The sequence below is a fragment of the Aurantiacibacter zhengii genome (assembly GCF_003584125.1).
Lineage (GTDB): Bacteria > Pseudomonadota > Alphaproteobacteria > Sphingomonadales > Sphingomonadaceae > Alteraurantiacibacter > Alteraurantiacibacter zhengii.
This window is the reverse complement of sequence record NZ_QXFL01000001.1, coordinates 413,497-437,829: the sequence shown is the minus strand read 5'-3', so window position 1 is coordinate 437,829 and position 24,333 is coordinate 413,497. Positions and strand designations below refer to the sequence as shown.

30 protein-coding genes and 1 tRNA gene are annotated in these 24,333 nt (G+C 63.2%); 24 read left to right on the top strand and 7 right to left on the bottom strand.

What is annotated here, in order from left to right:
* The first annotated feature begins 163 nt into the window (after positions 1 to 163).
* From D2V07_RS02185 to D2V07_RS02110, 16 genes are all read left to right on the top strand, one after another.
* Entirely contained in the window at positions 164 to 487 is a 324-nt protein-coding gene (locus D2V07_RS02185) for a TIGR02300 family protein (protein ID WP_119584361.1), read from the top strand.
* A 155-nt stretch (positions 488 to 642) separates the two neighbouring features.
* Positions 643 to 718, top strand: a tRNA-Ala gene (locus D2V07_RS02180).
* A 213-nt stretch (positions 719 to 931) separates the two neighbouring features.
* A complete protein-coding gene (gene ffh / locus D2V07_RS02175; protein ID WP_119584360.1) occupies positions 932 to 2,401 on the top strand; it encodes a signal recognition particle protein in 1,470 nt (489 codons plus the stop codon).
* A gap of 37 nt (positions 2,402 to 2,438) precedes the next feature.
* On the top strand, positions 2,439 to 2,966 hold the full coding sequence (gene rpsP, locus D2V07_RS02170) for a 30S ribosomal protein S16 (protein ID WP_119584359.1): 528 nt from the start codon (positions 2,439 to 2,441) through the stop codon (positions 2,964 to 2,966).
* 2 nt (positions 2,967 to 2,968) lie between these two features.
* Positions 2,969 to 3,475, top strand: coding sequence for a ribosome maturation factor RimM (rimM, locus tag D2V07_RS02165; protein ID WP_119584358.1), 507 nt, complete (start codon positions 2,969 to 2,971; stop codon positions 3,473 to 3,475).
* 84 nt (positions 3,476 to 3,559) lie between these two features.
* Entirely contained in the window at positions 3,560 to 3,913 is a 354-nt protein-coding gene (locus D2V07_RS02160; RefSeq protein ID WP_119584357.1) for a hypothetical protein, read from the top strand.
* Between the two features lie 36 nt (positions 3,914 to 3,949).
* Positions 3,950 to 4,663 carry a DUF5818 domain-containing protein gene (locus tag D2V07_RS02155; protein WP_119584356.1) on the top strand — a complete coding sequence of 238 codons (714 nt, stop codon included), beginning with the start codon at positions 3,950 to 3,952 and terminating at the stop codon, positions 4,661 to 4,663.
* Between the two features lie 12 nt (positions 4,664 to 4,675).
* The gene (locus D2V07_RS02150) at positions 4,676 to 5,257 is read left to right on the top strand and encodes a glycine-rich domain-containing protein (protein ID WP_119584355.1); all 582 of its coding nucleotides are present in this window, start codon (positions 4,676 to 4,678) and stop codon (positions 5,255 to 5,257) included.
* 4 nt (positions 5,258 to 5,261) lie between these two features.
* A complete protein-coding gene (locus D2V07_RS18500; protein WP_158586748.1) occupies positions 5,262 to 6,086 on the top strand; it encodes a TIGR04222 domain-containing membrane protein in 825 nt (274 codons plus the stop codon).
* 65 nt (positions 6,087 to 6,151) lie between these two features.
* Positions 6,152 to 6,478, top strand: coding sequence for a hypothetical protein (locus tag D2V07_RS02140; RefSeq protein ID WP_119584354.1), 327 nt, complete (start codon positions 6,152 to 6,154; stop codon positions 6,476 to 6,478).
* A complete protein-coding gene (gene trmD, locus D2V07_RS02135) occupies positions 6,475 to 7,236 on the top strand; it encodes a tRNA (guanosine(37)-N1)-methyltransferase TrmD (protein WP_119584353.1) in 762 nt (253 codons plus the stop codon). The genes D2V07_RS02140 and trmD overlap by 4 nt, the downstream gene beginning before the upstream one ends.
* Complete coding sequence (rplS, locus tag D2V07_RS02130; protein WP_119584352.1) at positions 7,214 to 7,585, top strand: 50S ribosomal protein L19; 372 nt, start codon at positions 7,214 to 7,216, stop codon at positions 7,583 to 7,585. The genes trmD and rplS overlap by 23 nt, the downstream gene beginning before the upstream one ends.
* 76 nt (positions 7,586 to 7,661) lie before the next feature.
* Positions 7,662 to 8,054 carry a hypothetical protein gene (locus D2V07_RS02125; RefSeq protein ID WP_158586747.1) on the top strand — a complete coding sequence of 131 codons (393 nt, stop codon included), beginning with the start codon at positions 7,662 to 7,664 and terminating at the stop codon, positions 8,052 to 8,054.
* A gap of 164 nt (positions 8,055 to 8,218) precedes the next feature.
* Positions 8,219 to 9,391, top strand: coding sequence for an APC family permease (locus D2V07_RS02120; protein WP_233548201.1), 1,173 nt, complete (start codon positions 8,219 to 8,221; stop codon positions 9,389 to 9,391).
* A gap of 102 nt (positions 9,392 to 9,493) precedes the next feature.
* Positions 9,494 to 10,519, top strand: a complete 1,026-nt coding sequence (locus D2V07_RS02115) for an aspartate-semialdehyde dehydrogenase (RefSeq protein ID WP_119584349.1) — start codon at positions 9,494 to 9,496, stop codon at positions 10,517 to 10,519.
* A gap of 5 nt (positions 10,520 to 10,524) precedes the next feature.
* Entirely contained in the window at positions 10,525 to 11,091 is a 567-nt protein-coding gene (locus tag D2V07_RS02110) for a hypothetical protein (RefSeq protein ID WP_119584348.1), read from the top strand.
* Here D2V07_RS02110 and D2V07_RS02105 read toward each other — a convergent pair.
* Positions 11,088 to 12,662, bottom strand: a complete 1,575-nt coding sequence (locus tag D2V07_RS02105; protein WP_119584347.1) for an MDR family MFS transporter — start codon at positions 12,660 to 12,662, stop codon at positions 11,088 to 11,090. The two genes, D2V07_RS02110 and D2V07_RS02105, sit on opposite strands and share 4 nt — an antisense overlap.
* Before the next feature lie 4 nt (positions 12,663 to 12,666).
* Positions 12,667 to 13,752 carry an HlyD family secretion protein gene (locus tag D2V07_RS02100; RefSeq protein WP_233548200.1) on the bottom strand — a complete coding sequence of 362 codons (1,086 nt, stop codon included), beginning with the start codon at positions 13,750 to 13,752 and terminating at the stop codon, positions 12,667 to 12,669.
* A gap of 102 nt (positions 13,753 to 13,854) precedes the next feature.
* Here D2V07_RS02100 and D2V07_RS02095 point away from each other — a divergent pair, with 102 nt between their 5' ends.
* From D2V07_RS02095 to D2V07_RS02085, 3 genes are all read left to right on the top strand, one after another.
* Positions 13,855 to 14,619 (top strand): alpha/beta fold hydrolase, encoded by a 765-nt coding sequence (locus tag D2V07_RS02095; RefSeq protein ID WP_119584345.1) that lies wholly within the window; start codon positions 13,855 to 13,857, stop codon positions 14,617 to 14,619.
* A gap of 96 nt (positions 14,620 to 14,715) precedes the next feature.
* Positions 14,716 to 15,729, top strand: a complete 1,014-nt coding sequence (locus D2V07_RS02090) for a YncE family protein (RefSeq protein WP_119584344.1) — start codon at positions 14,716 to 14,718, stop codon at positions 15,727 to 15,729.
* On the top strand, positions 15,726 to 16,703 hold the full coding sequence (locus D2V07_RS02085) for an NAD(P)H-binding protein (protein WP_199698711.1): 978 nt from the start codon (positions 15,726 to 15,728) through the stop codon (positions 16,701 to 16,703). Before D2V07_RS02090 ends, D2V07_RS02085 begins: the two co-directional genes overlap by 4 nt.
* A gap of 60 nt (positions 16,704 to 16,763) precedes the next feature.
* Here the strand turns inward: D2V07_RS02085 and rplI are convergent, their stop codons facing one another.
* The 3 genes from rplI to rpsF are packed head-to-tail and all read right to left on the bottom strand — an operon-like array spanning position 16,764 to position 18,018.
* Complete coding sequence (gene rplI, locus D2V07_RS02080; RefSeq protein WP_119584343.1) at positions 16,764 to 17,414, bottom strand: 50S ribosomal protein L9; 651 nt, start codon at positions 17,412 to 17,414, stop codon at positions 16,764 to 16,766.
* A gap of 14 nt (positions 17,415 to 17,428) precedes the next feature.
* Positions 17,429 to 17,653 (bottom strand): 30S ribosomal protein S18, encoded by a 225-nt coding sequence (gene rpsR / locus D2V07_RS02075; RefSeq protein ID WP_119584342.1) that lies wholly within the window; start codon positions 17,651 to 17,653, stop codon positions 17,429 to 17,431.
* Positions 17,653 to 18,018, bottom strand: coding sequence for a 30S ribosomal protein S6 (rpsF, locus tag D2V07_RS02070; RefSeq protein ID WP_119584341.1), 366 nt, complete (start codon positions 18,016 to 18,018; stop codon positions 17,653 to 17,655). The genes rpsR and rpsF overlap by 1 nt, the downstream gene beginning before the upstream one ends.
* Positions 18,019 to 18,218: 200 nt before the next feature.
* On the opposite strand from rpsF, the gene D2V07_RS02065 reads away from it, so the two are divergent.
* A complete protein-coding gene (locus tag D2V07_RS02065; protein ID WP_119584340.1) occupies positions 18,219 to 18,617 on the top strand; it encodes a hypothetical protein in 399 nt (132 codons plus the stop codon).
* Positions 18,617 to 19,561: a DUF808 domain-containing protein gene (locus D2V07_RS02060; RefSeq protein ID WP_119584339.1), complete on the top strand. Its 945-nt coding sequence runs from the start codon at positions 18,617 to 18,619 to the stop codon at positions 19,559 to 19,561. Before D2V07_RS02065 ends, D2V07_RS02060 begins: the two co-directional genes overlap by 1 nt.
* A gap of 4 nt (positions 19,562 to 19,565) precedes the next feature.
* Here D2V07_RS02060 and D2V07_RS02055 read toward each other — a convergent pair whose 3' ends face one another.
* Together D2V07_RS02055 and D2V07_RS02045 are read right to left on the bottom strand one after the other, a co-directional pair.
* Positions 19,566 to 19,865 (bottom strand): hypothetical protein, encoded by a 300-nt coding sequence (locus tag D2V07_RS02055; protein WP_119584338.1) that lies wholly within the window; start codon positions 19,863 to 19,865, stop codon positions 19,566 to 19,568.
* Positions 19,866 to 20,243: 378 nt separating this feature from the next.
* Entirely contained in the window at positions 20,244 to 21,653 is a 1,410-nt protein-coding gene (locus tag D2V07_RS02045) for a Mur ligase family protein (protein ID WP_119584336.1), read from the bottom strand.
* A gap of 124 nt (positions 21,654 to 21,777) precedes the next feature.
* On the opposite strand from D2V07_RS02045, the gene D2V07_RS02040 reads away from it, so the two are divergent.
* The 3 genes from D2V07_RS02040 to fabG are packed head-to-tail and all read left to right on the top strand — an operon-like array spanning position 21,778 to position 24,333.
* Positions 21,778 to 22,608, top strand: coding sequence for an LD-carboxypeptidase (locus D2V07_RS02040; RefSeq protein ID WP_119584335.1), 831 nt, complete (start codon positions 21,778 to 21,780; stop codon positions 22,606 to 22,608).
* A gap of 25 nt (positions 22,609 to 22,633) precedes the next feature.
* Positions 22,634 to 23,566 (top strand): ACP S-malonyltransferase, encoded by a 933-nt coding sequence (gene fabD / locus D2V07_RS02035; protein WP_119584844.1) that lies wholly within the window; start codon positions 22,634 to 22,636, stop codon positions 23,564 to 23,566.
* Positions 23,567 to 23,568: 2 nt separating this feature from the next.
* Positions 23,569 to 24,333 carry a 3-oxoacyl-[acyl-carrier-protein] reductase gene (gene fabG, locus D2V07_RS02030; protein WP_119584334.1) on the top strand — a complete coding sequence of 255 codons (765 nt, stop codon included), beginning with the start codon at positions 23,569 to 23,571 and terminating at the stop codon, positions 24,331 to 24,333.

Here is a 24,333-nt window from a genome sequence, read left to right as displayed (position 1 = left end):
GGACTGCCTATCTGATCGTCTAACGGCGCGGTGCTTTGACAGCGGCATGGCCCTATGGCAAGGCGCGCCCGCTCGCGATTCCGGGTCAACTCTGAAACGCAACAAACGCTATTTACCCGGTTCACCCGATCATGGGCGGGCCGGATGAGACAAGGATATACTTATGGCGAAGGCAGAATGGGGCACCAAGCGCACCTGCCCCAAATGCGGTGAACGCTTCTATGACCTGGGCAAGGAAGACCCGGTTACCTGCATCGAATGCGGCAACGAGTGGACGCCCGAACCGGTGCTGAAGACGAAGCAGCCGATCCCGTTCGAGGAAGAGAAGAAGGACGAGAAGAAGGAAGCCGATTCGGATCTGGCCGATGACGATCTGGATATCGACGTCGATGACGACGACGATTCGCCCGATAACGATGTCGACCTTGGCGGCGACGACGATCTGGGCGTCCAGACGGCGGACGACGAGAAGGAAGACGATAGTTGATTTTCCTAGCCCCGCTCGCCGTTAAAGGGGAGCGGGGCTAGAAAAAACCCTTGCGAAAGGAATACTCCTCTCATAAAGGGCCACCTCCCGACGCCGATGGGGTTCCACTGGCAGAGGGAAACGGCATCTGATACAGATCCGGACATCGATGGAACGGGGCCTTAGCTCAGCTGGGAGAGCGCAACACTGGCAGTGTTGAGGTCAGCGGTTCGATCCCGCTAGGCTCCACCATCGAAGCAATTACAAACCGCCCGGCTCCGGTCTGGTGGTAAGACATAACGGGCCGCCATTCACGTTTTGGGGCTCACGCTGGCCGACGAGTTTTCGTCCGCCGGCGTTTTTCGCGTTTGGGAGTATCCCAGGAAAAGTGGGCTTCATTTTTCCGGTTCGGGATGCGACCTGACAATCAGGCGGGCTTCCGCCGCAATGGAGTTGAAGTAGCGCATGTTCGATACGCTGTCCGATCGCCTGAACAATGTCTTCGACCGCCTACGCGGTCGCGGGGCGCTGGGCGAGAAGGATGTGCGCGATGCCATGCGCGAGGTGCGCATCGCACTGCTCGAAGCCGACGTGGCGCTGCCAGTTGCGCGCGATTTCATTGCCCGTGTCACCGAACGTGCCATCGGCCAGGAAGTCCTGAAGTCGGTCACCCCCGGCCAGCAGGTCATCAAGATCGTCAACGACGAGCTGATCACCATGCTCGGCGGCGAGGACGCGAACGCGGGCGAAGCATCGCCCATCAATCTCGACGTTCGTCCGCCCGCCGTGGTGATGATGGTCGGCCTGCAGGGCTCCGGTAAAACCACCAGCACTGCCAAGATCGCGAAGCTGCTGAAGGAAAAGCAGGGCAAGAAGGCCATGATGGCCTCGCTCGACGTCAATCGTCCTGCCGCGCAGGAACAGCTGGCCGTGCTGGGCGAACAGGCCGGTGTCGCCACCTTGCCGATCGTGCCCGGCCAGCAGCCGGTGGATATCGCCAAGCGCGCGCTGGAAAGCGCGAAGCTGCAGAACGTCGATGTCTTGCTGCTCGATACTGCGGGTCGCCTGCATGTCGACGAAGCCCTGATGGCCGAAATGAAGGCCGTCGCCAGCGTTTCCACCCCTGCCGAAGTGCTGCTGGTGGTGGATGCGCTGACCGGTCAGGACGCGGTCAACGTTGCGCAGAGCTTTACCGACGAAGTCCCTCTCACTGGCGTGGTGCTGACCCGCATGGATGGCGACGCGCGCGGCGGTGCGGCGCTTTCGATGCGCGCTGTCACGGGCAAGCCGATCAAGTTTGCCGGTACCGGCGAGAAGCTTGACGCGATCGAGCGGTTCCACCCCTCGCGCGTCGCCGACCGCATCCTCGGCATGGGCGACGTTGTCAGCCTGGTCGAGAAGGCCGCCGAGAGCATCAAGGCGGAAGAGGCCGAGGAACTCGCCAACCGCATGATGAAGGGCAAGTTCGACCTGAACGACCTTCGCAAGCAGTTGCAGCAGATGCAGAACATGGGCGGCCTCGGCATGCTGGCGGGCATGATGCCGGGTATGAAGAAGGCGAAGGCCGCGATGGCCAATGCCGACATGGACGACAAGGTTCTGGTGCACATGGATGCCATCATCGGCTCCATGACCGCCAAGGAACGTGCGAACCCGGCGCTGCTGAACGCCAAGCGCAAGAAGCGCGTGGCGGCGGGCAGCGGTACCTCGGTGCAGGAGGTCAACAAGATCCTCAAGATGCATCAGGAGATGGGCCGCGCCATGAAGCAGATCCGCAAGATGGGCGGGCTGAAGGGCCTTGCCGCGATGTTCGGTGGCGGCGGAATTGGCGGCGGTTCGCCCAGCGGTGCGCCGGGCCTTCCCGGCGGCGGAATGCCCGGATTACCCGGCGGGCAACTGCCCCCCGAAATGCAGGATTTTCTCAAGAAGAAATAAGTTTATCCAAAGATTTGGACTGGAAAGGTAAGTTACAATGGCAATTTCACTTCGTCTCGCCCGTGGCGGCGCCAAGAAGCGTCCGTACTACCGCATCGTGGCTGCTGACAGCCGCCGTGCGCGTGACGGCAAGTACCTGGAGCAGCTGGGCACCTACAACCCGATGCTGCCCAAGGATTCCGAAGATCGCGTGAAGCTGATCGAGGACCGCGTGCGTTACTGGCTGAGCGTCGGCGCCCAGCCGAGCGACCGCGTGCACCGTTTCCTCGATGCTGCCGGCATCCTGGAGCGTGCTCCGAAGAACAACCCCAAGAAGGGCGAGCCCGGCGAAGCTGCCAAGGAACGCGCCGAGGAAAAGGCCACCAAGGCTGCTGAAGCCGAAGAAGCCAAGAAGGCCGCCGAAGAAGAAGCCAAGGCTGCTGCCGAAGCTCCGGCTGAGGAAGAAGCACCCGCTGAAGAAGCTGCCGCCGATGAAGGTGCTGCTGCCGAAGCTGCGGATACCGCTGAAGAAGCCAAGGAAGATGCTCCCGCAGAGGAAGCTGCCGAAGAGAAGTCGGAAGGCTGATCTTGGCCGGTTCCAAGCCCGTCACGCTTGCTGCTGTCATCGGCGCGCACGGCGTGACGGGCGAGGTCCGCCTGAAACTGTTTGGCGAAGGGTTCGCCTCGCTGAAAGGGCACAAGTCCTTCAACGACGGTGCCCTGACGCTGACCAAGGTTCGCGACGACAACAAGGGCGGCGCCATCGCCCGCTTCGCCGAAGTCGAGAACCGTACCGCCGCAGAGAAACTGCGCGGCACCCCGCTCACCGTTCCGCGCGAAACCCTTCCCGCGCTGGAAGAGGGTGAGTACTACCATACCGACCTGATCGGCCTGAACGCCGTATCGACCAGCGGAGAAGCGCTGGGCGAAGTGATCGACGTACAGAATTTCGGCGCAGGCGACGTGGTGGAAATCCGCCGGCCCGGTGAAGACGGCAAGGCCGGCAAGACTTTCATGGTCCCCATGCGCGTAGAGGCCGTGCCCGGCTGGGACGATGCGACCCTCACCGTCACCGACGCGTTCGCTGATCAATAAGCCACTGGAAATCTCTCGGCCTTGCGGCAAGCGTCTTGCTTCGCTAACACACCTGGCGGGACGCAAGTTTGAGGATAGAACACCATGTGGCTCTTGTGGGTATTGCTCACCATTTTCCTGATCGCGGGCATGTCCGGCGGTCTTGCCTTGGGGATGCACCTGCTGTTTCCGCGCATGGCAGAACGGGCGCGCATTATCTGGGCTGCCGGCATTGCCACTTTCTTGCCGATGAGCCTCGCCTTCGGCGGGTTCTTCCTCGAGGCAGAGGTCGCGGACGATGAATTCCTGCTCAGCGTGGTGGCGCTCGTGCTGCTTACTCTCGTGATCCTTTCCGTCTGCTGCCTGCCGCCCGCCTGGTGGGCCACCACCCGGCTGGGGCGTGGCAAGGACGAGGCTCCGCAATTGGGGAACGACGAGCCGGAACTCATCGAGGGCTAATCGGGAACTCTTCCGCCTGCGGATGTTGAGTCCTGCATGAGGAAAATCTTTGCCAGCACCGCTGCCATCGTCCCCATGATTGTCCTGGCCGCCTGCTCTGGTGGCGGGGGCGAGGCACCCACACCATCGCAAGGCTCCGATCCCGCCGCCACGCGTCCCGCTGGCCAGCCCGGCTTCGTTGCGCTGGAGGGGCGATTGGAAGAAGGCACGGAATGCATGGTGCTGGTGACGCCCGATGGGGAGCGCTGGTCCATATCGGGCGAAGCCGAAAACGTGAGCGTTGGCGATTACGTGGAGCTCGTTGGCGAACAGGCGGATGCCAGCTTCTGCATGGAAGGGGAGGGCACGATCATCCCCGAAAGCATCGCCCCGATGCAGCCCCCGGCCCGCGACCGCGATCCCGCACGCGCGGGAGGCGTTGCACTTAACCGCGACTACGTCACCGGCAGCTGGGCGGCGAAGGGTGTAGACGCCGACTGCGACCGTCCCGATTTCCAGATCACCTCCAGCCCCGGCGAAACACTGGTGATCGAAGCCAGCGTGAACGGCACGCCCGAGACGGGCCGCGTCGTGCTGGGCAACTATCCTGTCATCGACTGGGACGATCCGCTGCCGGACATGCCTCTGGAAAGCCGGGGCCCGGATTCCCTGGCCGTGCTGCGTCCCGCCACCGATGCGCGCTATGACCCAGTGGATGTTGGAGGTGCAACAATCGAAGGCGACGGAGTGGAATTCGTAAAATGTGCCTGATAATCTCGGGCCATGGATGCACTCACATCGCAGAAGGTTGAGCACGACGCGCTGCGGGCGCGGCTGTTCACCTATTCGATAGGACCGGATACCGCCGTCCTTTCCTTCCGCGATCGCCTGGCGAGGGAAAACCGCTGGTCGCCCGCTTACGCAAAACGCGTGATCCGCGAATACTACCGCTTCTGCTTTCTCGCCATGACGGCAGGGCACGAAGTCACCCCGTCGGACCAGGTGGACCAGACATGGCACCTGCATCTCACCTACACGCGCGATTACTGGCAACGCTTCTGCCCCGATGTGCTGGGCGCGCCGCTACATCACGGGCCCACGGCCGGCGGGCAGGCCGAGCGGGCGCGTTACTATGATCAGTATGCCGAGACGCTGAAAAGCTACCAGGAGGCTTTTGGCGAAGCGCCGCCGCCCGATATCTGGTCACCCGCGGCGGACCGGTTCGGGGAGCATCCGCGGGCCTTCCGTGTCTTTCCATCGCAGGTTATATTCCTGAAAGATGTGGTTGGTATCGTCAGCCTGACGGCATTGATCGCAGTGGTTCTGGGTATTGGCGTGGCATTAGGCGTCGCATGGGAAGGGTAGGCGCGTGGAGATTGGCTTTTCCAGTTACAGCGGGGCGGACTTCCTGCTGTTCTATGGCCTGCTGATTGTTGCAGCGGTGTTTGCGGGATTGTGGATCCCGGCATTCCTGCGTCCCGACGGCAAGCTTGCCAAGGTCGAGGATCCGGAACTTCTCGCCTTTCTTGCCGGTGGCCAGCCGCGTTTTGCCGAAAGTGTCGTGGCCGCGCTGTTCGGCAGGCGCGATCTGCGCGTGGAGAAGAAGCGGATCATCAAATCCGTTCATGCGCAAGGTCAGATCCGCGCCGAGCAGGCCCTGCTGCGCGTTGTGGGTGACATCAGCTGGAATGCCGCAAAAAGCAGCCTCGATGGCCACGCCGAAGCTGCCGAGAGGTCGCTGGTACACAAGGGCCTGCTGATACCGCCGAACGAGCGGTTGGCCTTCCGCCTCATACCAACGCTGCCCTATGCTTTCCTGCTCCTGCTGGGCATATTCCGCTGGCAGGCTGGCTCTGCGGAGGGGGAGCCCGGGGGCTACCTCACGATGATGATGATCCTTGTCGCGGTGCTGGGCATCATCAGGATGGCAAAGTTCAATCCGCGCACCCGGGCTGGAGAGGACGTGCTTTCGCGCGCGCAGGGCGATGCCCAGCGCCTCCGCAGCGCCACGACCCCAGGCGAGACTGGGCTGGCCGTCAGCCTGTTCGGCACCGGGATCCTGGTGGGAACACCCTACGCCCCGCTTCATGCCATGCGGCAGCAGAACTCCGGCGCTGGTGCCGATGGCGGTGGCTCTGATGGAGGAGGCGACGGCGGCTGCGGCGGTGGAGGCTGCGGCGGCTGCGGGGGTTAAGTCCCGCTAGGCACGGGGCATCAATCGAATTGCGCGCCGGTGCTTTCCTGCCTAACGCTGGCCCCATGACCTCCCAGTTTCTGATATTCCTTGCCGTCGTGCTGGTGCCGTTTCCCATTGGGTACGTGCTCGCCCACCATCATCCCGAAAGCCGCAGCCTGAAGAACGCCGCCATAGCTGCGCTGCCCGTTAGCCTGCCGTGCTTCGCCTATGCGCTGTGGATCACCTTCACGCAGGACATGAGCTGTACCACCGAGCCTTGCGAGAACATGGCCCCCCTCTGGGCGATGGCGTTCTACGTTATCGGTGTGCTGACCGCTGTTACAGGCTTCGGCGTGGGCCTGCTGGGCGACGCCTATGCGCGCAACCGGGCGAAGAACCGCTCGGAATGACCTTCGCCGCCACGGTCCTCACGCTTTACCCGGAGATGTTTCCCGGTCCGCTTGGCCTGTCGCTGGCGGGGCGGGCGATGGAGCGGGGCGACTGGTCGTGCGAGACCGTGCAGATCCGCGACTTCGCCACCGACAAGCATCGCACGGTGGACGATACGCCCGCAGGGGGCGGGGCGGGCATGGTGCTGAAGCCCGATGTGCTCGCGAGTGCGCTCGATAGCGTGGCGGACAGCCGACCGGTCCTCGCCATGACGCCGCGCGGCAAGCCGATCAATCAGGCGCGCATCCGCGAGATTGCGGCAGGGCCGGGTGTCACCTTCATCTGTGGCCGGTTCGAGGGGTTCGACGAGCGTTTTTTCGAGGCGCGACCGCAGATCGAGCAGGTGAGCCTTGCCGACATCGTGCTTTCGGGCGGAGAACCTGCCGCGCTGGCCATACTCGACGCTTGCATTCGCCTGCTTCCCGGCGTAATGGGCGCGGCTTCTAGCGGGCACGAGGAATCGTTCGAGGACGGTTTGCTCGAATACCCGCAGTACACCCGACCTGCTGAATGGGAAGGGCGCACGATCCCTGAAGTGCTGCGATCGGGGGATCATGCGAAGATAGCCGCGTGGAGGAAAGCCCGCGCGGAAGACGATACACGGTTACGCAGGCCGGATTTATGGGAGCGCCATAGTGGCACTCCGGTCCAGCCTGCCTCTGGCGAGCAGCATGAAAACTGTAAAGGAACGACCAATGGGTCTGATCCAGGAACTTGAGGCCGAAGCAATCCAGGGCCTCACCGATGGCAAGGAGATCCCCGATTTCCGCGCCGGTGATACGGTTCGCGTCGGTGTGCGCGTTGTCGAAGGCCAGCGCACGCGTGTGCAGAACTTCGAAGGCGTCGTGATCGCGCGCTCGAACCGCTCCATCAATTCGAATTTCACCGTTCGCAAGATCAGCTTCGGCGAAGGCGTGGAACGCGTGTTCCCGCTGTACTCGCCCAACATCGACAGCATCACCGTGGTTCGCCGCGGCATCGTGCGTCGTGCGAAGCTGTATTACCTGCGCGGCCGCACCGGCAAGCGCGCTCGTATCGCCGAACGTCGCGAGAACCAGCCGAAGTAAGCTTCGCGCTGATCCGGAACAAACAAAGGGCGGCCTGCGAATGGCCGCCCTTTTCGTTTGCGCGCGGCCTGCGGGCGTGAGAGAGTTGGCAATGTTCGCTGCGCTGCGCCTCTCCATGCTCGCAATAATGCTGGCCCTCGTCGCCAGCCCATCCGGCGCCACGCTGCTCGTTCCGAAGGTCGACGGTCTCGTGATGGAGTTTCCGCCGGAGCAGCAGCAACGGCGCACCATGCCCGACGGCACGGAATATTTCGGCTTGTCCGGCACCATCCGCAACGACAGCGCACAGGAAGTGGTCGTGCCCGACCTGTTGATCGTGCTGAGAGACGAGCAGGAGCGCACTGTTTACGAAGCGATCATCTCCCCGCCACGGCGCCGGATCGAGGCCGGAGCGAGCATCACGGTGTCGCAGGGGTTTGCCGATGTTCCGGCAAGCGCCCGCTATGTCGAGATCGGGTGGGTCAGTTGAGTGTATCGCTAAACGACAAGGGGCGGCTTCTCAGAAGGTGAACGTCGGCCCTTTATCGTGTGTGGCGACATCCCGAAGTTAAGCACAGCGCACCGGCGCGCGGAGTTTGACGGGCGAAAGCGAAACGCGCTTTATCCTGCCAAAAGATGAACAGGAATGGGCATGTGAAAGAAGGCAAGCTGGGCTTCGCCGCGGTTTGGGCCATCGCCGTTGGCGGCATGGTGGGCGGCGGCATATTTTCGACGCTGGGGGTCGTCATCTCCTCTGCCGGGAAGTGGGCCGCGCTCAGTTTCGTGCTGGGCGGTCTGGTGGCATATGCGACCGGCCACAGCCTTGCCGCGCTGACGGTGGAGAAGGACGAGCCGGGCGGCATCTACAGCTTCCTGCGCGATGCAGGTGCAGGCAAGGTGGCGAGAGTGTCGGCGTGGGTGCTGTTGCTTGGCTACGTGCTCACCTGCGCGGTCTATGCCTACACCTTCGGCGCCTACGTGGGCAACGCGCTTGGCGGACCTGCGTGGTTGCCACAGGCGATGGCTGCGTTGGCGATCATAGTAATGGCAGCGCTCAACCTGCGCGGGGCAGGACAGGCGGCAGGCGTGGAAATCGCCATTGTCGTCGCCAAGCTGGTGATCCTTGCGGGGCTTGCCGCGTTCGGCCTGTCACAGTTCGACGAAGCAAAGCTTGCCATCGATACCTCCCCCGGCCTGATGGGCGTGATCGTGGGGGCGGCTAGCGTATTCATGGCTTACGAAGGCTTCGAATTGCTCGCTTACGACTATGACGAGATGGAGGACCGCAAGGCCCTGATGGGGCGGATCATGCCATGGGCGATTGGCAGCGCCGCGCTGATATATGTGCTGGTGGCGCTGGCCGTTCCGATGCTGACTGGCACACAGGCGGTGATCGAGGATGGCGAGATCGCGCTTGCCAATGCAGGGCAGGCGGCGCTGGGCACGCCCGGCTTGCTGCTGGTGACGCTGGCGGCCGCGCTCTCCACCGGATCCGCCATCAACGCGACATTGTTCTCCTCCGCCCGGCTGGCGCGCGAAGTGGCCGAGGACGGCGATCTGCCGCAGCGCTTTGCCAAGCGCAATGCGGGGGGATCGCCCGCGCTCGCCGTGACCGTGATCGCCGCGCTGGCCCTGCTGCTGGCGCTGGTGGGCGGGCTGGACGGGCTGGTGAGCGGCGCCAGCCTCGTCTTCCTGCTGGTGTTCGCCACCCTGAACGCGATGGCCTGGCGCGAGGGCGTGGGGCGCAAGTGGATTACCGCGCCCGGCATGGTTGGCGGGTTTGCGGCGTTCTTCGTGCTCGCCGCACACCTCCTCGGTCTGGTTTAGCGAGCAGCGCCTGAAAGCCGGTATCGGCTGAAACCGCAATTACGGTTGCATGCGCGAAAAGGAACGCTAGCTAGCGCGCGACTGTTATTGGAGTGAGATGAGATGGGTTATCGGGTTGCCGTAGTCGGAGCGACGGGAAATGTCGGGCGCGAGATGCTCGCCATTCTGGCCGAGCGCGAGTTTCCGATGGACGAGGTGGCGGCTGTCGCCTCCTCGCGTTCTACCGGCAGCGAGATTGAGCTGGGCGACACCGGCAAGATGCTGAAGTGCAAGAATATCGAGCATTTCGACTTCACCGGCTGGGACATCGCCCTGTTCGCATGCGGCAGCGGACCGACCAAGGAATATGCGCCCAAGGCCGCGGCTGCGGGCTGCGTGGTGATCGACAATTCCAGCCTGTTCCGCATGGACCCGGACGTGCCGCTGATCGTGCCCGAAGTGAACCCAGACGCCATCGACGGCTACAAGAAGAAGAACATCATCGCCAACCCCAACTGCTCCACGGCGCAGCTGGTGGTGGCGCTGAAGCCGCTGCACGATGCCGCCAAGATAAAGCGCGTGGTCGTCTCCACCTACCAGTCGGTTTCCGGCGCCGGCAAGCAGGGCATGGACGAGCTGTTCGAACAGAGCCGCGCCATCTTCGTTGGCGACCAGGTGGAGCCGCGCAAGTTCACCAAGCAGATCGCCTTCAACGTCATCCCGCACATCGACGTGTTCATGGATGACGGTTCCACCAAGGAGGAGTGGAAGATGGTGGTCGAAACCAAGAAGATTCTCGACCCCAAGGTGAAGATTGCCGCCACCTGCGTGCGCGTTCCGGTTTTCGTGGGCCACTCCGAAGCGGTCAGCATCGAGTTCGAGAACGAGATTTCGGCCACCGAAGCCCAGGATATCCTGCGCGAGGCGCCGGGCATCATGCTGGTCGACAAGCGCGAGGACGGTGGATACGTGACCCCGGTGGAAGCTGCCGGCGACAGCGCCACCTACATCAGCCGCGTGCGCGAGGATTCGACTGTCGACAACGGCCTGATCCTGTGGTGCGTCAGCGACAATTTGCGTAAGGGTGCGGCATTGAACGCCGTGCAGATCGCCGAGCTTCTCGGTCGTCGGCACCTGAAGAAGGGATAATTCCGATGCCCCAAGGTCGCCTGTCCATTGCCCTGATAGCCCTGCCTTTCATGCTCGCTGCCTGCGGCGGAGATGCGCCGGGGGAAGACGGGCAGGGCACCACTGCCGAGGATGCAGAACTGGCGGAAGCCATGGCGAATGCCATGCTGGACCTGCAGGGCACCGGCATCGTGATCCCCGCACAGTCCGGGTTCGAGGAACTGGCCGTGCCGTTCGGATCAGCCCGCGCGCCGACAGAGGCGACGCTGGGCAACGTCGTGGGCCGGGCGATCGACGAAAGCGCCGAGCCTGACGACTGCGGCCTTACCTTCACTCGCTACGAAGGGCTGAACCTAACCTTCCGCGACGGCCAGTTCGTGGGTTATTACGCGGAAAGCCCCTATGTGCCGGAAACCACGCGCGGCGAAATGCTGGCAGACGCGAACATTTCGATGGTCGAAGAGAGCACCTTGGGCGAGGAATTCGTGATCGGTGCGGGCGAGGGGCCGGATATCGCGGGCCTGTTCAGCGGCGAGGGTGACGATGCCACCGTCCGCGCGCTGTGGGCGGGCGAGAACTGCATCGCGCGTTAGGTGCCGCGCGGTTTTCTGAGCAGCAGCACGAGCGGCACGCTGGCCAGGCACAGCAGCGCCATTATCCGGAAATCGTCGAGATAGGCCATCATGGCCGCTTGCCGGGTCACCTCTCCATTGACCACCGCAAGAGCAGCATCACCATATTGCTGATAGCGATCGAGCGAGGACGGATCGACGAGGTGGCCCATTTCCGGCGTGATATGCTCGGCCAGTTCCGCGTGGTGGCGCTGGGTGTTGTTGCTCGCCAGCGTGATGACCGCCGAAATGCCCAGCGATGATCCGACAGAGCGCGAAAGGTTCAGCAGGCTGGCCCCGTCCGTGCGAAGGTGCGGCTCCAGCGTCTGGAACGCGATGGAGTTGAGCGGGATGAAGACAAACCCGATACCCAGGCCTTGCAGGAAGCCCGTGTAGATGAAGTGAAAGCGATCCACGTCGAGCGACCATCCGGCCATCAGGTAAAGTGACCAAGCGGCGGTCAGGAACCCCAGGGCGACGAGCCATCTTCCATCGACGCCCCGCCGCAGCAACTGTGCGGAAAGTTGCATCGTCACCAGCACACCGACCCCGCGCGGCATCAGCACAAGCCCGGTATCGATGACGTCGTACGAGAACAGGCTTTGCAGCATCGGCGGCAGCAGCGCGAGCGTGGCGAACATGGTTGCACCCACGATTAACAGGAAGATCACCGATACAACGAAATTGATATCGGCAAACAGGTGCCGGTCGAACAGCGGGTTGCGCGCGGTGGTGAAATGAATCGCCGCGATCCACACGCAGCTGCCGAAAATCACGGCATAGATCCAGGTCTCCACCGCGCTGAACCAGTCGAGCATGTTCCCGCGATCCAGCAGCAGTTGCAGCGCGGCCAGTGCCAGCCCGATCATCGCGAACCCGAACAGATCGAAGCGGCGATGCCGCAACGGGCGGGAGGGCAGTTCGACCAGAAGGATCGCCAGGCACACGATGCCGATGGGTACGTTGACGAAGAAGACCCAGCGCCAGTCCAGCATTTCGGTAAGGTAGCCGCCCAGCACCGGGCCGATGATCGGGCCGATGATCACTCCCATGCCCCACAGCGCGATGATCTGAGGCTGGCGGCTGGGCCGGGTCGTGTCGAGCAGGTTGCTCTGGCTGAGCGGAGCGATGAAGGCGCCGCCAACGCCCTGCAGCGCACGGAACAGGACCATTTCGGTGAGATTCTGCGCCAGTCCGCAAAGGATCGAAGCAATTACGAACAGCGACACCGAGAGCACGAACAGGCGCCGTGAACCGATCTGGTCTGCCAGCCAGCCGGTGATCGGCATCGCCACGGCACTGGCGATAATGTAACTCGTCAACACCCAGCTGATGGTATCGGGCGTCGCGCCCAGCGTGGCCTGCATGTGCGGGATGGCGACATTGGCGATGGTAACGTCAAGGACCTGCATCAGCGATGCAGTCATGACCCCGATGATCAGCAGGGCGTGATTGCGGACCGGCAGCTGGGCCACGTCCTCGGCCGGCGTCGCAGCGGAGGCGGAGCGCCCGGCGCTGGCGGCGTCCGGTTCCTGGCCCGCTGCGCTTGCCACCGGCTTACTTGCCTTCGTCTGTGAAGACGGTGACTTCCGTGGAAAGCCCTGCGATGAGATCGCGCGGCGCCTCTTCGTCAAGCGCGATGCGCACCGGCACGCGCTGCGTCACCTTTACCCAGTTGCCGGTGGCATTTTGCGCCGGCAGGATCGAGAATTCGGAACCGGTACCCGCGCCGATGAAAGCCACGTGACCGCGCACGACCATGTCGGGGTAGGCATCGAAACGCACCTCCGCCCGCTGGCCGGGGCGCATTTCCGCAAGCTCGGTTTCCTTGAAGTTCGCCTCCACATATGTGCTGTCAACCTGCACCAGCGTCAGCACCGGCAGGTTGGGCAGGACCTGGCCCCCCATCTGCAAACGCTCCGCCTGGGCCACGCGACCGGCGGATGGAGCGTGCACTTCCGTGCGGCGCAGGTTCAACCGGGCATTCTCGCGGCGCACCTCTGCGGCTGCGACCTGCGGATTCTGGCCCGGCAACGCAGAGCCATGGGCCAATCGTGCCCTCGCTTCCGCCTGCCGCGCCTGCGCCTGGTGCAGTTGTTCCTCGGCCTGCGCGACCGCGTGCTGGGCAGCATCGTAATCGGCGCGCGTGGTGAAACCGCGGTCCCACAGCGCCTGCTGCCGTTCCAGCTTGCTGCGTGCGAATGCGATATCCTCTCGCGCGGCGGCGATATCGACACCCGTCAGGGCACTGTCGTTTTCCAGGGAAGTGACATTGGCCTGAGCACCCGCGATCGCGGCGTCGGCTTCGGACAGTTGCAGGCGGTAGGGTTCCGGATCGAGACGGAACAGCAGTTCCCCGGGCTCGACACGATCACCCTCTGCCACCATCACGTCCACGATGCGTCCGCCCACTTCCGCACTGATAGCGACCATGTCCTGCTTCACATAGGCATTGTCGGTCGATACCTTTCCCTGCAGGCTCAGCCAGTAGAAGATGCCGCCCGCCACCAGTGCAATAGGCACGATGGCCATGAGCAGCACACGCCCCCAGCGGCGACGCCGAGGGGTCTTGCCCTGGTCTTGCACGGGAATTTCTTGGTCGTTCGGGTCGGAAATAGAGGGATCGGCTTGCGCCATCGGCATTCACTCACGTGGGTTCGACGCGTCACATAGGTCGATGCGTTTTGTATCGCAACGGGTTTTGCGGGTCTTGCGCAAAGGCGCGGCCCCTGTCAGGCGAGCCATATGAATGTGACGACCGATATCATGACCGCCGCCGATGGCACGAGGATTGCGCTCAAACGCATGGGGCCTGCCGCCGGAGGGAACCGCACCGTGCTGATGCTGCACGGCCTGTTTTCCAGCGCTCAGATGAACTGGGTGAAATTCGGCCACGCCGCCCTGTTGGCGGAGCATGGTTTCGAATGCATCATGCCCGACTGGCGGGTGCACGGCGACAGCGAAGGCCCGACTGACCCCGCGCTGTATTCGCCCGGCGTGCTGGTGCGCGATGCGTTGCAGATCGTGGAGGTGCTGGGACTGGACGACTACGACCTCGTCGGCTTCTCGCTGGGCGCTCGCACGGCTGCCAGCGCAGTAATCGCAGGGCTTTCGCCGCGCCGGCTAGTGCTGGGCGGCATGGGCATAGAGGGACTGTCGAACTGGCAGGAACGCAGCGCCTTCTTCGTCGACATGATCGACCGGTTCGATAGCATCGAGCGCGGCGATCCTGCTTTCATGGCCAAGAGCTTTATGAAAGGGCAGGGCATCGACCCCGTCGCCGCCCGCCTGCTGCTGACGCAGGGCGTGGAAGATATCGCGATGGACGACCTGGCGAAGATCACCATGCCCACGCTGGTGCTGATCGGCGATGATGACCGTGACAACGGCTCTCCCGAGAAACTGCGCGATGCGCTGCCCGATGCGACGCTGGCCGTCGTGCCCGGCAACCACATGGGTTCGGTCACCAAGAAGGACATGGGCCGCGCCATTTTGGAATTCCTTTCCTGAGCCCCCCTCCAAGCCGGGCTCGCAAACCCGATCTCGCAAACTGGTAATTCTCGCGTCGCGCGCTAGGCTGATTGCCTTGCCTTTGGAGAGAACGCGATGAGAACCGCGACAGTTGCCGCAGCCCTGCTGCTGTCATCGGGGTGCAGTGCCACGTCCGATGCCGAGATTCCCGGCCCGGTGATGTTCGAGTACAGCAGCCAGGGCACACTGTTCGTTGCCAACAAGCGCGGGGCCAGCGTCTCGCGCATCGACCTTGCCAATGGCGAGGAGCTGCAGCGGGTGGACACCTGCGAGAACCCGCACGAGCTTTCGATTTCGCCCGACGGGGAGCGATTGGTCGTCGCCTGCTATTCGGGCCATTCGGCAGAAGTCTACTCCACGGCGGACCTTGCGCCCGTCGAAGTCCTCGACCTTGGCGAAGGGGCCCGTGCGCATGTCGCCCTGTGGCTGGCGAATGACCGCGTGCTGGCAGGGGCGGAGGGGCGCGGCTCCATCGTGCAACTGCTCGATGTCGGCGGGCGGTTGATGGGCACGTTCGAGCATGACAGCGGTGAATACGGCCCGCACCTGCTTGTCGTGGACGTCGCGGCCAACCGGGCCTGGGGCACTTTGATACCGTCAGGCGAAGTCGTTCTGTGGGATATAACGCCCGGCGCGATCCGCGAACTGGCCCGCGCCCGCATCGGCAATGCGATAGAGGCGATTGCCCTTGCGCCGGATGCCAGCAGCCTGTGGGTCTCCTCCAACGAGGACAATATGGCTTATCGTCTCGATCCGACGACGCTGGAGGTGAAAGCCGAAGTGCCGACTGGCGAGGTACCCATTCGCCTTGCCATGCACCCGTCAGGCGATTTCGTCGTCAGCAGCAACTTCGGCAGCGGTGATCTTACCGTGATCGACACGGCCACGAACGAAGTCGTGCGTACCATTCCCGTCTCTGGCAGCAGCGACGCAGTGCAGGTGACGCTGGTGTTCAGTGAGGACGGGGGACGCCTCTACGCGGCCGAAACCGCGACGGACACGATTGCGGAAATCGACTTCGCCAGCGGCGAAGTGCTGCGCCGCCTGCCCACCGGACCGGGCGGAGACGGGCTGGCGGTGCTGGATTGACGGCAGGATTGACGGCAAGCGAGGGCAAGCGCGTCCTGCTGTTCGGGGCGAGCGGCACGATAGGTCGCGCCGTTGCCCGCGCGCTGCTTGCCGATGGGCACGTCGTCACCTCTTTCCTGCGCCATGAACGGGCCGCTGACGCGGAAACGGGCGAATTGGTGCAGGCGGGGGTGGCGTGCCGTTTCGGCGAAGTCACCGATCCCGCCTCCATCATGCGCGATGCCTTTGCCGGGGAGCCTTTCGACGCGGTGATTTCCTGCCTCGCCTCGCGCAGCGGCGTGCCAGCGGATGCGAAGGCGATCGATTACCAGGCCAATTTCGACATTCTGAAAACGGCAATGGCGAACGTCGTGCCGCACATGGTCCTGCTCTCCGCCATATGCGTGCAGAAGCCCAGGCTGGCGTTCCAGCACGCCAAGCTGGCGTTCGAGAAGGAATTGCAGGCGTCGGGCGTGACCTGGACGATCATCCGCCCCACGGCCTTCTTCAAGTCGCTTTCGGGGCAGGTCGACAGGGTCATGCGCGGCAAGCCGTTCATGCTGTTCGGCGACGGGGAGCTGACCCGCTGCAAGCCCATCAGCGACGCCGACCTTGCCCGCTACATCGTTTCGGCCCTGTCCGACCCCGGCAAGCGTGATCGTATCCTGCCTATCGGAGGACCGGGACCGGCGATCACGCCGCGTGAACAAGGTGAGATGCTGTTCCGCCTGGCCGGGAAGGAGGCGCGTTTCCGTCACGTTTCCGTCGCGTCGATGGATCGCATTATCGCGCTGCTCGATAGCGCTGCGCGGTTCTCGAAACGCGCATCGGAGAAGGCGGAGTATGCCCGGATAGGCCGCTACTACGCGACCGAATCGATGCTGGTGCTAAATCCGGCAACGGGTGAGTACGACGCCGAGGCCACGCCCGAATTCGGCGAGGACACCCTGGAAGAGCACTATCGGAGACTGATCCTGGAACGCGGAGACTGCTGACAAAGAAAAAGGGCGCCGCCATCGCTGGCAGCGCCCCTTGTTCTGTCAGACCGGAAGGCCTCAGGCGTTCTCGTCGCCTTCTTCGGCTTCTTCAGCCTGCGCGTCTTCGGCGAGGACTTCGGCACCTTCTTCGGCGCTGGGCAGGTCGCCCAGTTCGCGGTCGGGGTCGAGTTCTTCCTGGAAGCCTTCACCGGCAATTGCCTTGGCTTCGTCTTCGGCAGCCTGCTTGAGGATGTCGACGCCTTGGCTCTGCAGTTCGGCTTCGTCTTCGGAGCGGGCCACGTTCGCCTTGATCGTCACTTCGACTTCGGCGTGCAGCGCGATGGTCACGTCGAACATGCCGATGGTCTTGATCGGCGCGCCCATGATGACCTGCTTCTTGTCGATGTCGTGACCCTTGGCCACGAGACCGGCAGCAACGTCACGCACGTTGACGGAGCCATAGAGCTGGCCAGCGTTGGACGCGGCGCGGATCAGGACGATCTCGGTGCCTTCGACCTTTTCGCCCTGCTTTTCGGCTTCGGTACGCTTTTCGGCGTTCTCGGCTTCCAGGCGTTCCCGGTTGGCTTCGAAGACCTTCTTGTTCGCATCGTTGGCGCGAAGGGCCTTCTTCTGCGGCAGCAGGAAGTTGCGGGCATAGCCGTCCTTCACGGAGACGATGTCACCGATCTGGCCGAGATTGCCGATGCGTTCGAGGAGGATGATATCCATGATGTATGCTCCTCTTACTTAACGATGTAGGGCAGCAGGCCCAGGTGACGGGCGCGCTTGATGGCCTTGGCCAGCTCACGCTGCTTCTTGGCAGAAACGGCGGTGATGCGGCTGGGCACGATCTTGCCACGCTCGGACATGAAACCCTGCAGCAGGCGCACGTCCTTGTAATCGATTGCGGGGGCGTCCTTGGCCGCGAACGGGCAGGACTTGCGACGACGGTAGAACGGACGGGCCATCAGTTACGCTCCTCACGGTCGGAACGGCGCTTCTTGTCGCGGTCGTTCTTGCGCATCATGACAGACGGGCCGTCTTCATGCTCTTCCACGGCGATCGTCAGCCAGCGGATCACATCTTCGTTGATGCGGTTCTGGCGCTCGAGCTCGGCCACCAGAGAGCCGGGGCCCTCGATGTTGAGCATCACGAAATGCGCCTTGCGGTTGCGGTCGATCTTGTATGCGAGGGACTTCAGGCCCCAGGTCTCGGTCTTCACGACCTTGCCGCCCTGCGCTTCCACGATTTCCGTGGCGCTGGCAGCAAGCGCATCAACCTGAGCCTGGCTCAAGTCCTGACGCGCGAGGAAAACATGCTCATACTGAGCCATGCGTGCTTCCTTTCACTTCATGCCGATCGCTGACATTGGCACGGCGAATTCCGTACGCGTCCCTCCGGCTTTCTTCGATTTTCCGCGTAAAGGCACTCTTGCCCGTGATACTGCGGAAGGCGCGCACATAGCGGGACTGGCGCAGAATGCAAGCGTGGATACAGGGTTGCGGCAGGCAGATCGGGGGTTAAGGAACGGGGATGGAAATGAAATGGGCCCTTGCCATAGTTGGCGCTGTAGCTGCGTTCGCATTGTTTTCGAACGTGTTCGAAAGGAACACCGATAACGGCGTCTCTTCCAGCTTGAGTTTTGCCTTGTCCGACATGAAGCAGGCCGACCGCGACGAATGGCGCGCTCTGATCGAAACTTGCGAGTCCGCGCCGGACGACGATCAGCATTTCCAGTACTTCGGCTCGTCAACGCGAGACTTCTATTTCAACGGTAGCGAACGCCTGCTCTGCCAGTTCTCGGACGACGATCCGGTCAATGCCTATCTCGCCTTCTCGGAACTCCCGCGCACGCACAGGCTTGTAGTGGCATCCCGTGGGAATCAAACGCAGTGGACGTTCGGACCCATTCCAGCACAGGAGCGTAACTGATGCCCGGTGGCCTTGTAGCCCTGCTTGACGACGTATCGATCATCGCCCGCACCGCCTCTGCCAGTGTGGACGACATTGCCGCTGCCGCGGGACGCGCAGGGTCCAAGACAGCAGGCGTGGTGATCGACGATGCGGCGGTGACGCCCAGCTACGTCACCGGCCTGTCGCCAGCGCGCGAACTGCCGATCATCTGGAAAATCACCAAGGGCAGCTTGTTCAACAAGCTGGTTATCCTGTTGCCGGGCGCGCTGCTGCTCAGCGAATTCCTGCCGCAGGCGATCGTGTTCATCCTGATGCTCGGCGGTTCCTACCTCTCGTACGAAGGCGCGGAGAAGGTTATCGAGAAGCTGGGCGGTGCGAAGCACGGCAAGACAGTGGACGACACAATCGAAGATCCCGCCGCGTTCGAGAAACAGCGGGTTGCCGGTGCCATACGTACCGACCTGATCCTGTCTGCGGAAATCATGGCGATCACACTGAACGAAGTTGCCGCCGAAGATCTGATTACCCGCGCCGGAGTGCTGGCCATCGTCGGCGTGGCGGTTACGGTCGGCGTCTATGGCGTGGTCGGCATGATCGTGAAGATGGACGATGTCGGTCTCCACCTTGCCAAGGAAGGCGCGACCAGCGCCGGGCGCAAGTTCGGCGAGCTGCTGGTGCGCGCCATGCCCCACCTGCTGACCTTGCTTTCCTTCGTCGGCACGATTGCCATGCTGTGGGTCGGCGGCGGGATCATCCTGCACGGGCTGGCAGAAATCGGCATTTCCGGGCCTGAGCACTGGGTCGAAGGGATCGAGCACGGCGTGTCCGCTATCGCCGGTGGCCTGTTCGGCTGGCTTACCTTTGCCGGGCTTTCAGCCGTGACCGGACTGGTGCTGGGAGCGGTAATCGTCTTTGTGCTGCACAAGGTGCTGGGCATCGGCGGCGGGGCCGAAGCGCACTAGGCGATCAGGCCGCACTGCGCCGCAGCTGACGCTCGTCCTGTAACCAGGCTTCCTGCGTGGGCCAGTTGCGCCCGTCCTCGGCCTCCACGCGGCCGTCGGGGTGGATGATGACCCACCCGTCCTCGTCCACTGCGCGCGGATCCAGCACCAGGGGCGTCAGGTGCCTGTCCTGCATAACCTGCCAGCCGATCACGGTACACTTCACCAGATCGACCTGATTGTCATCGAAGTAGGCGTGGACCATGTAGGTGCCGGGTGCCGCATCCAGCATGCCGACGCCGCTTTGGCGATAATTCTTCTGCATTTTCAGGCCCGTGCTCTTCGTTCGATTGGTTGCGAAACAGGGACCATGCCCTACAATCGTTGCAAAAGACTTAGTCGGGCTGCGGGGTGTGCAAGAGGTTCGTCCCGCAATATCCGCACGTTCGCCTGGGCCGGGATGGGCGGAACATGAAAATGCTGAAGCCTGACCCGTACTCGGGCTCGTTCACTGGATGCAGGCAATGCTGGCACTTGGGAAATTTGCTGGCCAGAACGCCGACAACGATAACCAACCCGAAGGCGATCGCACGGCCAACTTCGGGAGTTACGGGCAGCGGAAGCGGTTCGATGAAGGACCATAGCAGCACGGCAAAGGTGGCCGTGAGCAGCAATGATGTGATCCACGACTTGGCGTAAGTACTCACAGACGCTTGAGCAGGCCCTGCGCGAATGTGGTCAGCGTGTCGTCGCGTGCGCCCATCACTGCCACGCGGTCACCCGGCCGTGCCAATTCAACGATGCGATCACCGCAGTCCTCGCGCGTTGCGATGTATTCTGCGTTCCCACCTGCCTCGTTGATCAGCGTGACGATCCGCTCACTGCCCTCGCTGCGATCCACCGTGCCGCCGAAATAGACTGGCTCGCACATGATCGCGATATCGTCCGGCCCAAGTTCCTCGGCGAAGGTCTCCGCAAGTTCGGTGCCCATTTGCCGAAGAGGGCCGTATCCGTGGGGCTGAAAGAAGGCGATGACGCGCCCTTCCTGCGCCTTCAGCGTGCGAAGGGTAGCTCGCGCCTTTTCCGGGTTATGACCAAAATCGTCGATCACGGTCACGCCGCTCTCGCTCGTGCCGATGACGTCGAAACGGCGCGCGAGGCCACTGAACTTGGTAAGCGCGATTGCCGCGTCGTGCACGGAAATGCCAACCGCCACGGCTGCCGCGATGGCCGCGAGGGCATTTTGGAGATTGTGCCGCCCGGGCATGGGTAGGCGCAACGAATGCCCCACGTCCTCGCGCCGGTCGACAAGGATGGCTTCCGTCTGCGTCTCGCTTTCCTGGATCGTGCCCGGTTCGATCCCCAGCGTGGCCTCCCGGTTGTCGATGGCGAAGGAGAGGACATTCTTGCACTTGCGCGCAAGGAATTCGGCGTCGTCGTCATCCAGATTGACCACGGCCTTGTCGGCCCGGCGCAGGAAGTCGCCGAACAGGTGTCGCAGTTCCTCCATGCTCTTGTGGTCGAGGCTGATGTTCAGCAGCACGGCAACGGTGGGATTGTAGAGGGCAATGGACCCATCGCTCTCGTCCACCTCGCTGACAAAAACATCGCTGCGGCCGACAACTGCGCTGGCGAACGGATTATCCGGTGCCGTGAAGTTCTTCATCACCGCGCCGTTCATGATGGTGGGTGACCGGCCGGTATGTTCCAGAATCCATCCCAGCATGGCGGTGGTGGTGGACTTGCCACTGGTACCGCCCACAGCGAGCGATACCGGCGCTGCGTTGAACAGCTTCGACAGCAGTTCGGCACGGGTCAGGCGCGGGCAGCCCAGGGATCGCGCGCGGATAACCTCGGGCACGGTATCCTCTATCGCGGCGCTGGCCACCAGCACCTGCTCTCCGCTTGTCAGTCCGCTGCCGTCCTGCGGAAAGAGCCTGAAGCCCTGGCGTTCCAGCCAGGCGAACTTCTCCGGCGTGCGCCCTTGGTCGTGGCTGCGATCCGATCCGCCGACTTCGGCGCCAAGGCCTTTGACGATCTGCGCAAGGGGCAGCATGCCCGATCCGCCAATACCGCAGAAGAAATAGGACGGGGGAGGGGAATGCTCGTTCATTGGCCCACTCCTAGACAGGTTGCCGGGGGTAGCGAAAGTGCGTTTTATGAAATGCTGCGGAAATGCCATGAATGCGCGCTGCGGAAGGGGTGACGCGCGTTTCCAGTCAGGCTAGGCGAAGAGGATGACCACGCGCATAACCTGTGTCTGTCCGGGCAAGCCGATCCGCCGGGCGAGGGCCGAGGCCGTACAGGCGCTGGCAGCAGCGGAGTTTCCGCACGTCGCCCTCAATTTCGCCGAACAGTGCTTTGAAGAACAGGGGCATTTCGCGGGTGACGATGCGCAGCGGCTCGACGCCTTCCTGGCCGCTGCCAACGATCCCGACATCGATGCCGTGTGGTTCGCCATGGGCGGCTATGGCGCGGGGCGCATCGCGGCACCTGCCATGGCCGGACTGACGCAGGCAGCGCGTGAGAAGACTTACCTCGGCTATTCCGATGCGGGCACATTGCTGGCGGCGCTTTACCGTGCCGGTATCGGCAAGCCGGTACACGGCCCGCTCGCGGGAGACATCCGCCGCGAGGGCGGGGAAGATGCCGTGCGCCGCGTGCTCCGCTACCTTTCCGGCGAAACCGTGCCACTGGAGGCCGGGCTGGACGAACGGCCTGTGGCCGCCTTCAATCTGATGACGCTGGCAATGCTGTGCGGCACCGAACTGATGCCCGACCTCACCGGCCACGTCGTGCTGGTGGAGGAAGTGGCCGAGCATCTTTATGCGGTGGACCGGCTGTTCTTCCACATCACCCAGCATCTTCGCGGCGTGGCAGGCCTGCGCTTGGGACGCATCAGCGACGTGCCGGAAAACGACCGTGATTTCGGCATGACCGAGGTGCAGATCGCGCAATACTGGTGCGAGCGAACGGGCATTCCCTACCTGGGCCGCGCCGATATCGGTCACGATGCGGCAAACGCTATCGTGCCCTTCGGTGTTGCGCGAAGCGCCGCCGGGGCATAGGCCCGCGCGCAAGAAAGGAATTAACATGATTGCATTCGTTTTCCCCGGCCAGGGGAGCCAGAAGATCGGCATGGGCGTAGAGCTTGCCGAGGCCAGCAGTGTCGCGCGCGAGGTATTCCAGGAGGTCGACGACGCGCTGAACCAGAAACTGGCGCGCCTGATGGCCGAGGGGCCCGAATCCGAACTGACCATGACTGCCAACGCGCAGCCCGCCATCATGGCCAACGCCATCGCGGTCGCGCGCGTGCTGGAAGACGGGGGTTTCTCGCTGACGGAAAAGGGCGACTGCGTTGCCGGGCATTCGCTGGGCGAATATTCGGCGCTGGCTTCGGTCGGGGCCTTTACCCTGTCCGACACCGCCCGGCTGCTGCGTACCCGCGGCATCGCCATGCAGGATGCCGTTCCCATCGGCCTTGGCGCAATGTGCGCGCTGCTGGGGGCGGATCTCGAGAAAGCGCAGGCTTTGGCGGAGGCTGCTGCCGAGGGGCAGGTATGCGAAGTCGCCAATGACAACGATCCCACGCAGGTTGTCCTTTCCGGCCACATGCAAGCGATCGACCGCGCCGTGGAACTGGCCAAGGAACACGGCATCAAGCGCGCCGTGAAGCTCCCGGTTTCTGCGCCCTTCCATTGCTCGCTGATGCAACCTGCCGCCCAGCGCATGAAGTTTGCGCTGAAGGATACGCCGCCCACGGCATTCCGCCTGCCGCTTTACGCCAACGTGACCGCAGCCGAAGTGACCGATGCCGCTACCGAGAAGGACCTGCTGGTGGAACAGATCACCGGCCGCGTGCGCTGGCGCGAAAGCGTACTGGCCATGGAAGCGGCCGGCGTCACCCATTTCATCGAACTGGGCGGCAAGGTGCTGGGCCCGATGATCCGCAAGATCGCGCCCGACGTCACGGTCACCAGTGTGGTGAGCATGGAAGATATCGAAGCATTGGCAAAGGAAGTCTGACGATGTTCGACCTCAAGGGAATGACCGCTCTCGTGACCGGTGCCAGCGGTGGCATCGGTTCTGCCATCGCCTACGCACTGGCGCGCCAGGGTGCGCGCCTCGCACTGTCCGGTTCGAATGGTGACAAGTTGCGCGCGTTCCGCGAGCAGCTGAACACCGAGGTTCCCCACCACGACAACGACGGGCACGTGGAGATCACCTGCAACCTGTCGAATGCCACGCAGGTGGAAGAGCTCGTGCCCGCTGCTCTCGATACGCTGGGCAAGGTCGATATCCTGGTGAACAATGCTGGCATCACCCGCGACAATCTGGCCATGCGAATGAAGGACGAAGAGTGGGACGAGGTGATCAGGATCAACCTTGAATCCACCTTCCGCCTGATGCGCGCCAGCGCCCGCCCGATGATGAAGGCCCGCTTTGGCCGGATCGTCAACATTACCAGCGTGGTAGGAGCAACGGGCAATCCGGGGCAGATGAACTATTGCGCGGCAAAGGCCGGTGTCGTGGGTATGAGCCGCAGCCTGGCGCAGGAACTGGCGACCCGCGGCATCACCGTAAACTGCGTTGCGCCCGGCTTCATCCGGTCAGCCATGACCGACGCGCTGGACGACAAGCAGAAGGACGCGATCAACGGCCGCATCCCGATGGCCAAGATGGGCGAGGGCGACGATATCGGCGCTGCCGTGGCTTACCTCGCTTCGAAGGAAGCGGGCTACGTGACGGGACAGGTGCTGCACGTGAACGGCGGCATGGCGATGCTGGGGTAG

What these genes read in the sequence shown, in the direction of transcription:
- D2V07_RS02185 (WP_119584361.1), top strand. Translation starts at nt 164, where the DNA reads ATGGCGAAGGCAGAATGGGGCACCAAGCGCACCTGCCCCAAATGCGGT.
- trmD (WP_119584353.1), top strand. Translation starts at nt 6,475, where the DNA reads ATGACCTTCGCCGCCACGGTCCTCACGCTTTACCCGGAGATGTTTCCC.
- D2V07_RS02155 (WP_119584356.1), top strand. Translation starts at nt 3,950, where the DNA reads ATGAGGAAAATCTTTGCCAGCACCGCTGCCATCGTCCCCATGATTGTC.
- D2V07_RS02090 (WP_119584344.1), top strand. Translation starts at nt 14,716, where the DNA reads ATGAGAACCGCGACAGTTGCCGCAGCCCTGCTGCTGTCATCGGGGTGC.
- rpsR (WP_119584342.1), bottom strand. Translation starts at nt 17,653, where the DNA reads ATGGCCCGTCCGTTCTACCGTCGTCGCAAGTCCTGCCCGTTCGCGGCC.
- D2V07_RS02055 (WP_119584338.1), bottom strand. Translation starts at nt 19,865, where the DNA reads ATGCAGAAGAATTATCGCCAAAGCGGCGTCGGCATGCTGGATGCGGCA.
- D2V07_RS02045 (WP_119584336.1), bottom strand. Translation starts at nt 21,653, where the DNA reads ATGAACGAGCATTCCCCTCCCCCGTCCTATTTCTTCTGCGGTATTGGC.
- D2V07_RS02115 (WP_119584349.1), top strand. Translation starts at nt 9,494, where the DNA reads ATGGGTTATCGGGTTGCCGTAGTCGGAGCGACGGGAAATGTCGGGCGC.
- ffh (WP_119584360.1), top strand. Translation starts at nt 932, where the DNA reads ATGTTCGATACGCTGTCCGATCGCCTGAACAATGTCTTCGACCGCCTA.
- D2V07_RS02065 (WP_119584340.1), top strand. Translation starts at nt 18,219, where the DNA reads ATGGAAATGAAATGGGCCCTTGCCATAGTTGGCGCTGTAGCTGCGTTC.
- D2V07_RS02095 (WP_119584345.1), top strand. Translation starts at nt 13,855, where the DNA reads ATGAATGTGACGACCGATATCATGACCGCCGCCGATGGCACGAGGATT.
- D2V07_RS02060 (WP_119584339.1), top strand. Translation starts at nt 18,617, where the DNA reads ATGCCCGGTGGCCTTGTAGCCCTGCTTGACGACGTATCGATCATCGCC.
- D2V07_RS02110 (WP_119584348.1), top strand. Translation starts at nt 10,525, where the DNA reads ATGCCCCAAGGTCGCCTGTCCATTGCCCTGATAGCCCTGCCTTTCATG.
- fabD (WP_119584844.1), top strand. Translation starts at nt 22,634, where the DNA reads ATGATTGCATTCGTTTTCCCCGGCCAGGGGAGCCAGAAGATCGGCATG.
- rpsP (WP_119584359.1), top strand. Translation starts at nt 2,439, where the DNA reads ATGGCAATTTCACTTCGTCTCGCCCGTGGCGGCGCCAAGAAGCGTCCG.
- D2V07_RS02040 (WP_119584335.1), top strand. Translation starts at nt 21,778, where the DNA reads ATGACCACGCGCATAACCTGTGTCTGTCCGGGCAAGCCGATCCGCCGG.
- rplS (WP_119584352.1), top strand. Translation starts at nt 7,214, where the DNA reads ATGGGTCTGATCCAGGAACTTGAGGCCGAAGCAATCCAGGGCCTCACC.
- D2V07_RS02150 (WP_119584355.1), top strand. Translation starts at nt 4,676, where the DNA reads ATGGATGCACTCACATCGCAGAAGGTTGAGCACGACGCGCTGCGGGCG.
- rplI (WP_119584343.1), bottom strand. Translation starts at nt 17,414, where the DNA reads ATGGATATCATCCTCCTCGAACGCATCGGCAATCTCGGCCAGATCGGT.
- rpsF (WP_119584341.1), bottom strand. Translation starts at nt 18,018, where the DNA reads ATGGCTCAGTATGAGCATGTTTTCCTCGCGCGTCAGGACTTGAGCCAG.
- fabG (WP_119584334.1), top strand. Translation starts at nt 23,569, where the DNA reads ATGTTCGACCTCAAGGGAATGACCGCTCTCGTGACCGGTGCCAGCGGT.
- D2V07_RS02140 (WP_119584354.1), top strand. Translation starts at nt 6,152, where the DNA reads ATGACCTCCCAGTTTCTGATATTCCTTGCCGTCGTGCTGGTGCCGTTT.
- D2V07_RS02160 (WP_119584357.1), top strand. Translation starts at nt 3,560, where the DNA reads ATGTGGCTCTTGTGGGTATTGCTCACCATTTTCCTGATCGCGGGCATG.
- D2V07_RS02100 (WP_233548200.1), bottom strand. Translation starts at nt 13,752, where the DNA reads ATGCCGATGGCGCAAGCCGATCCCTCTATTTCCGACCCGAACGACCAA.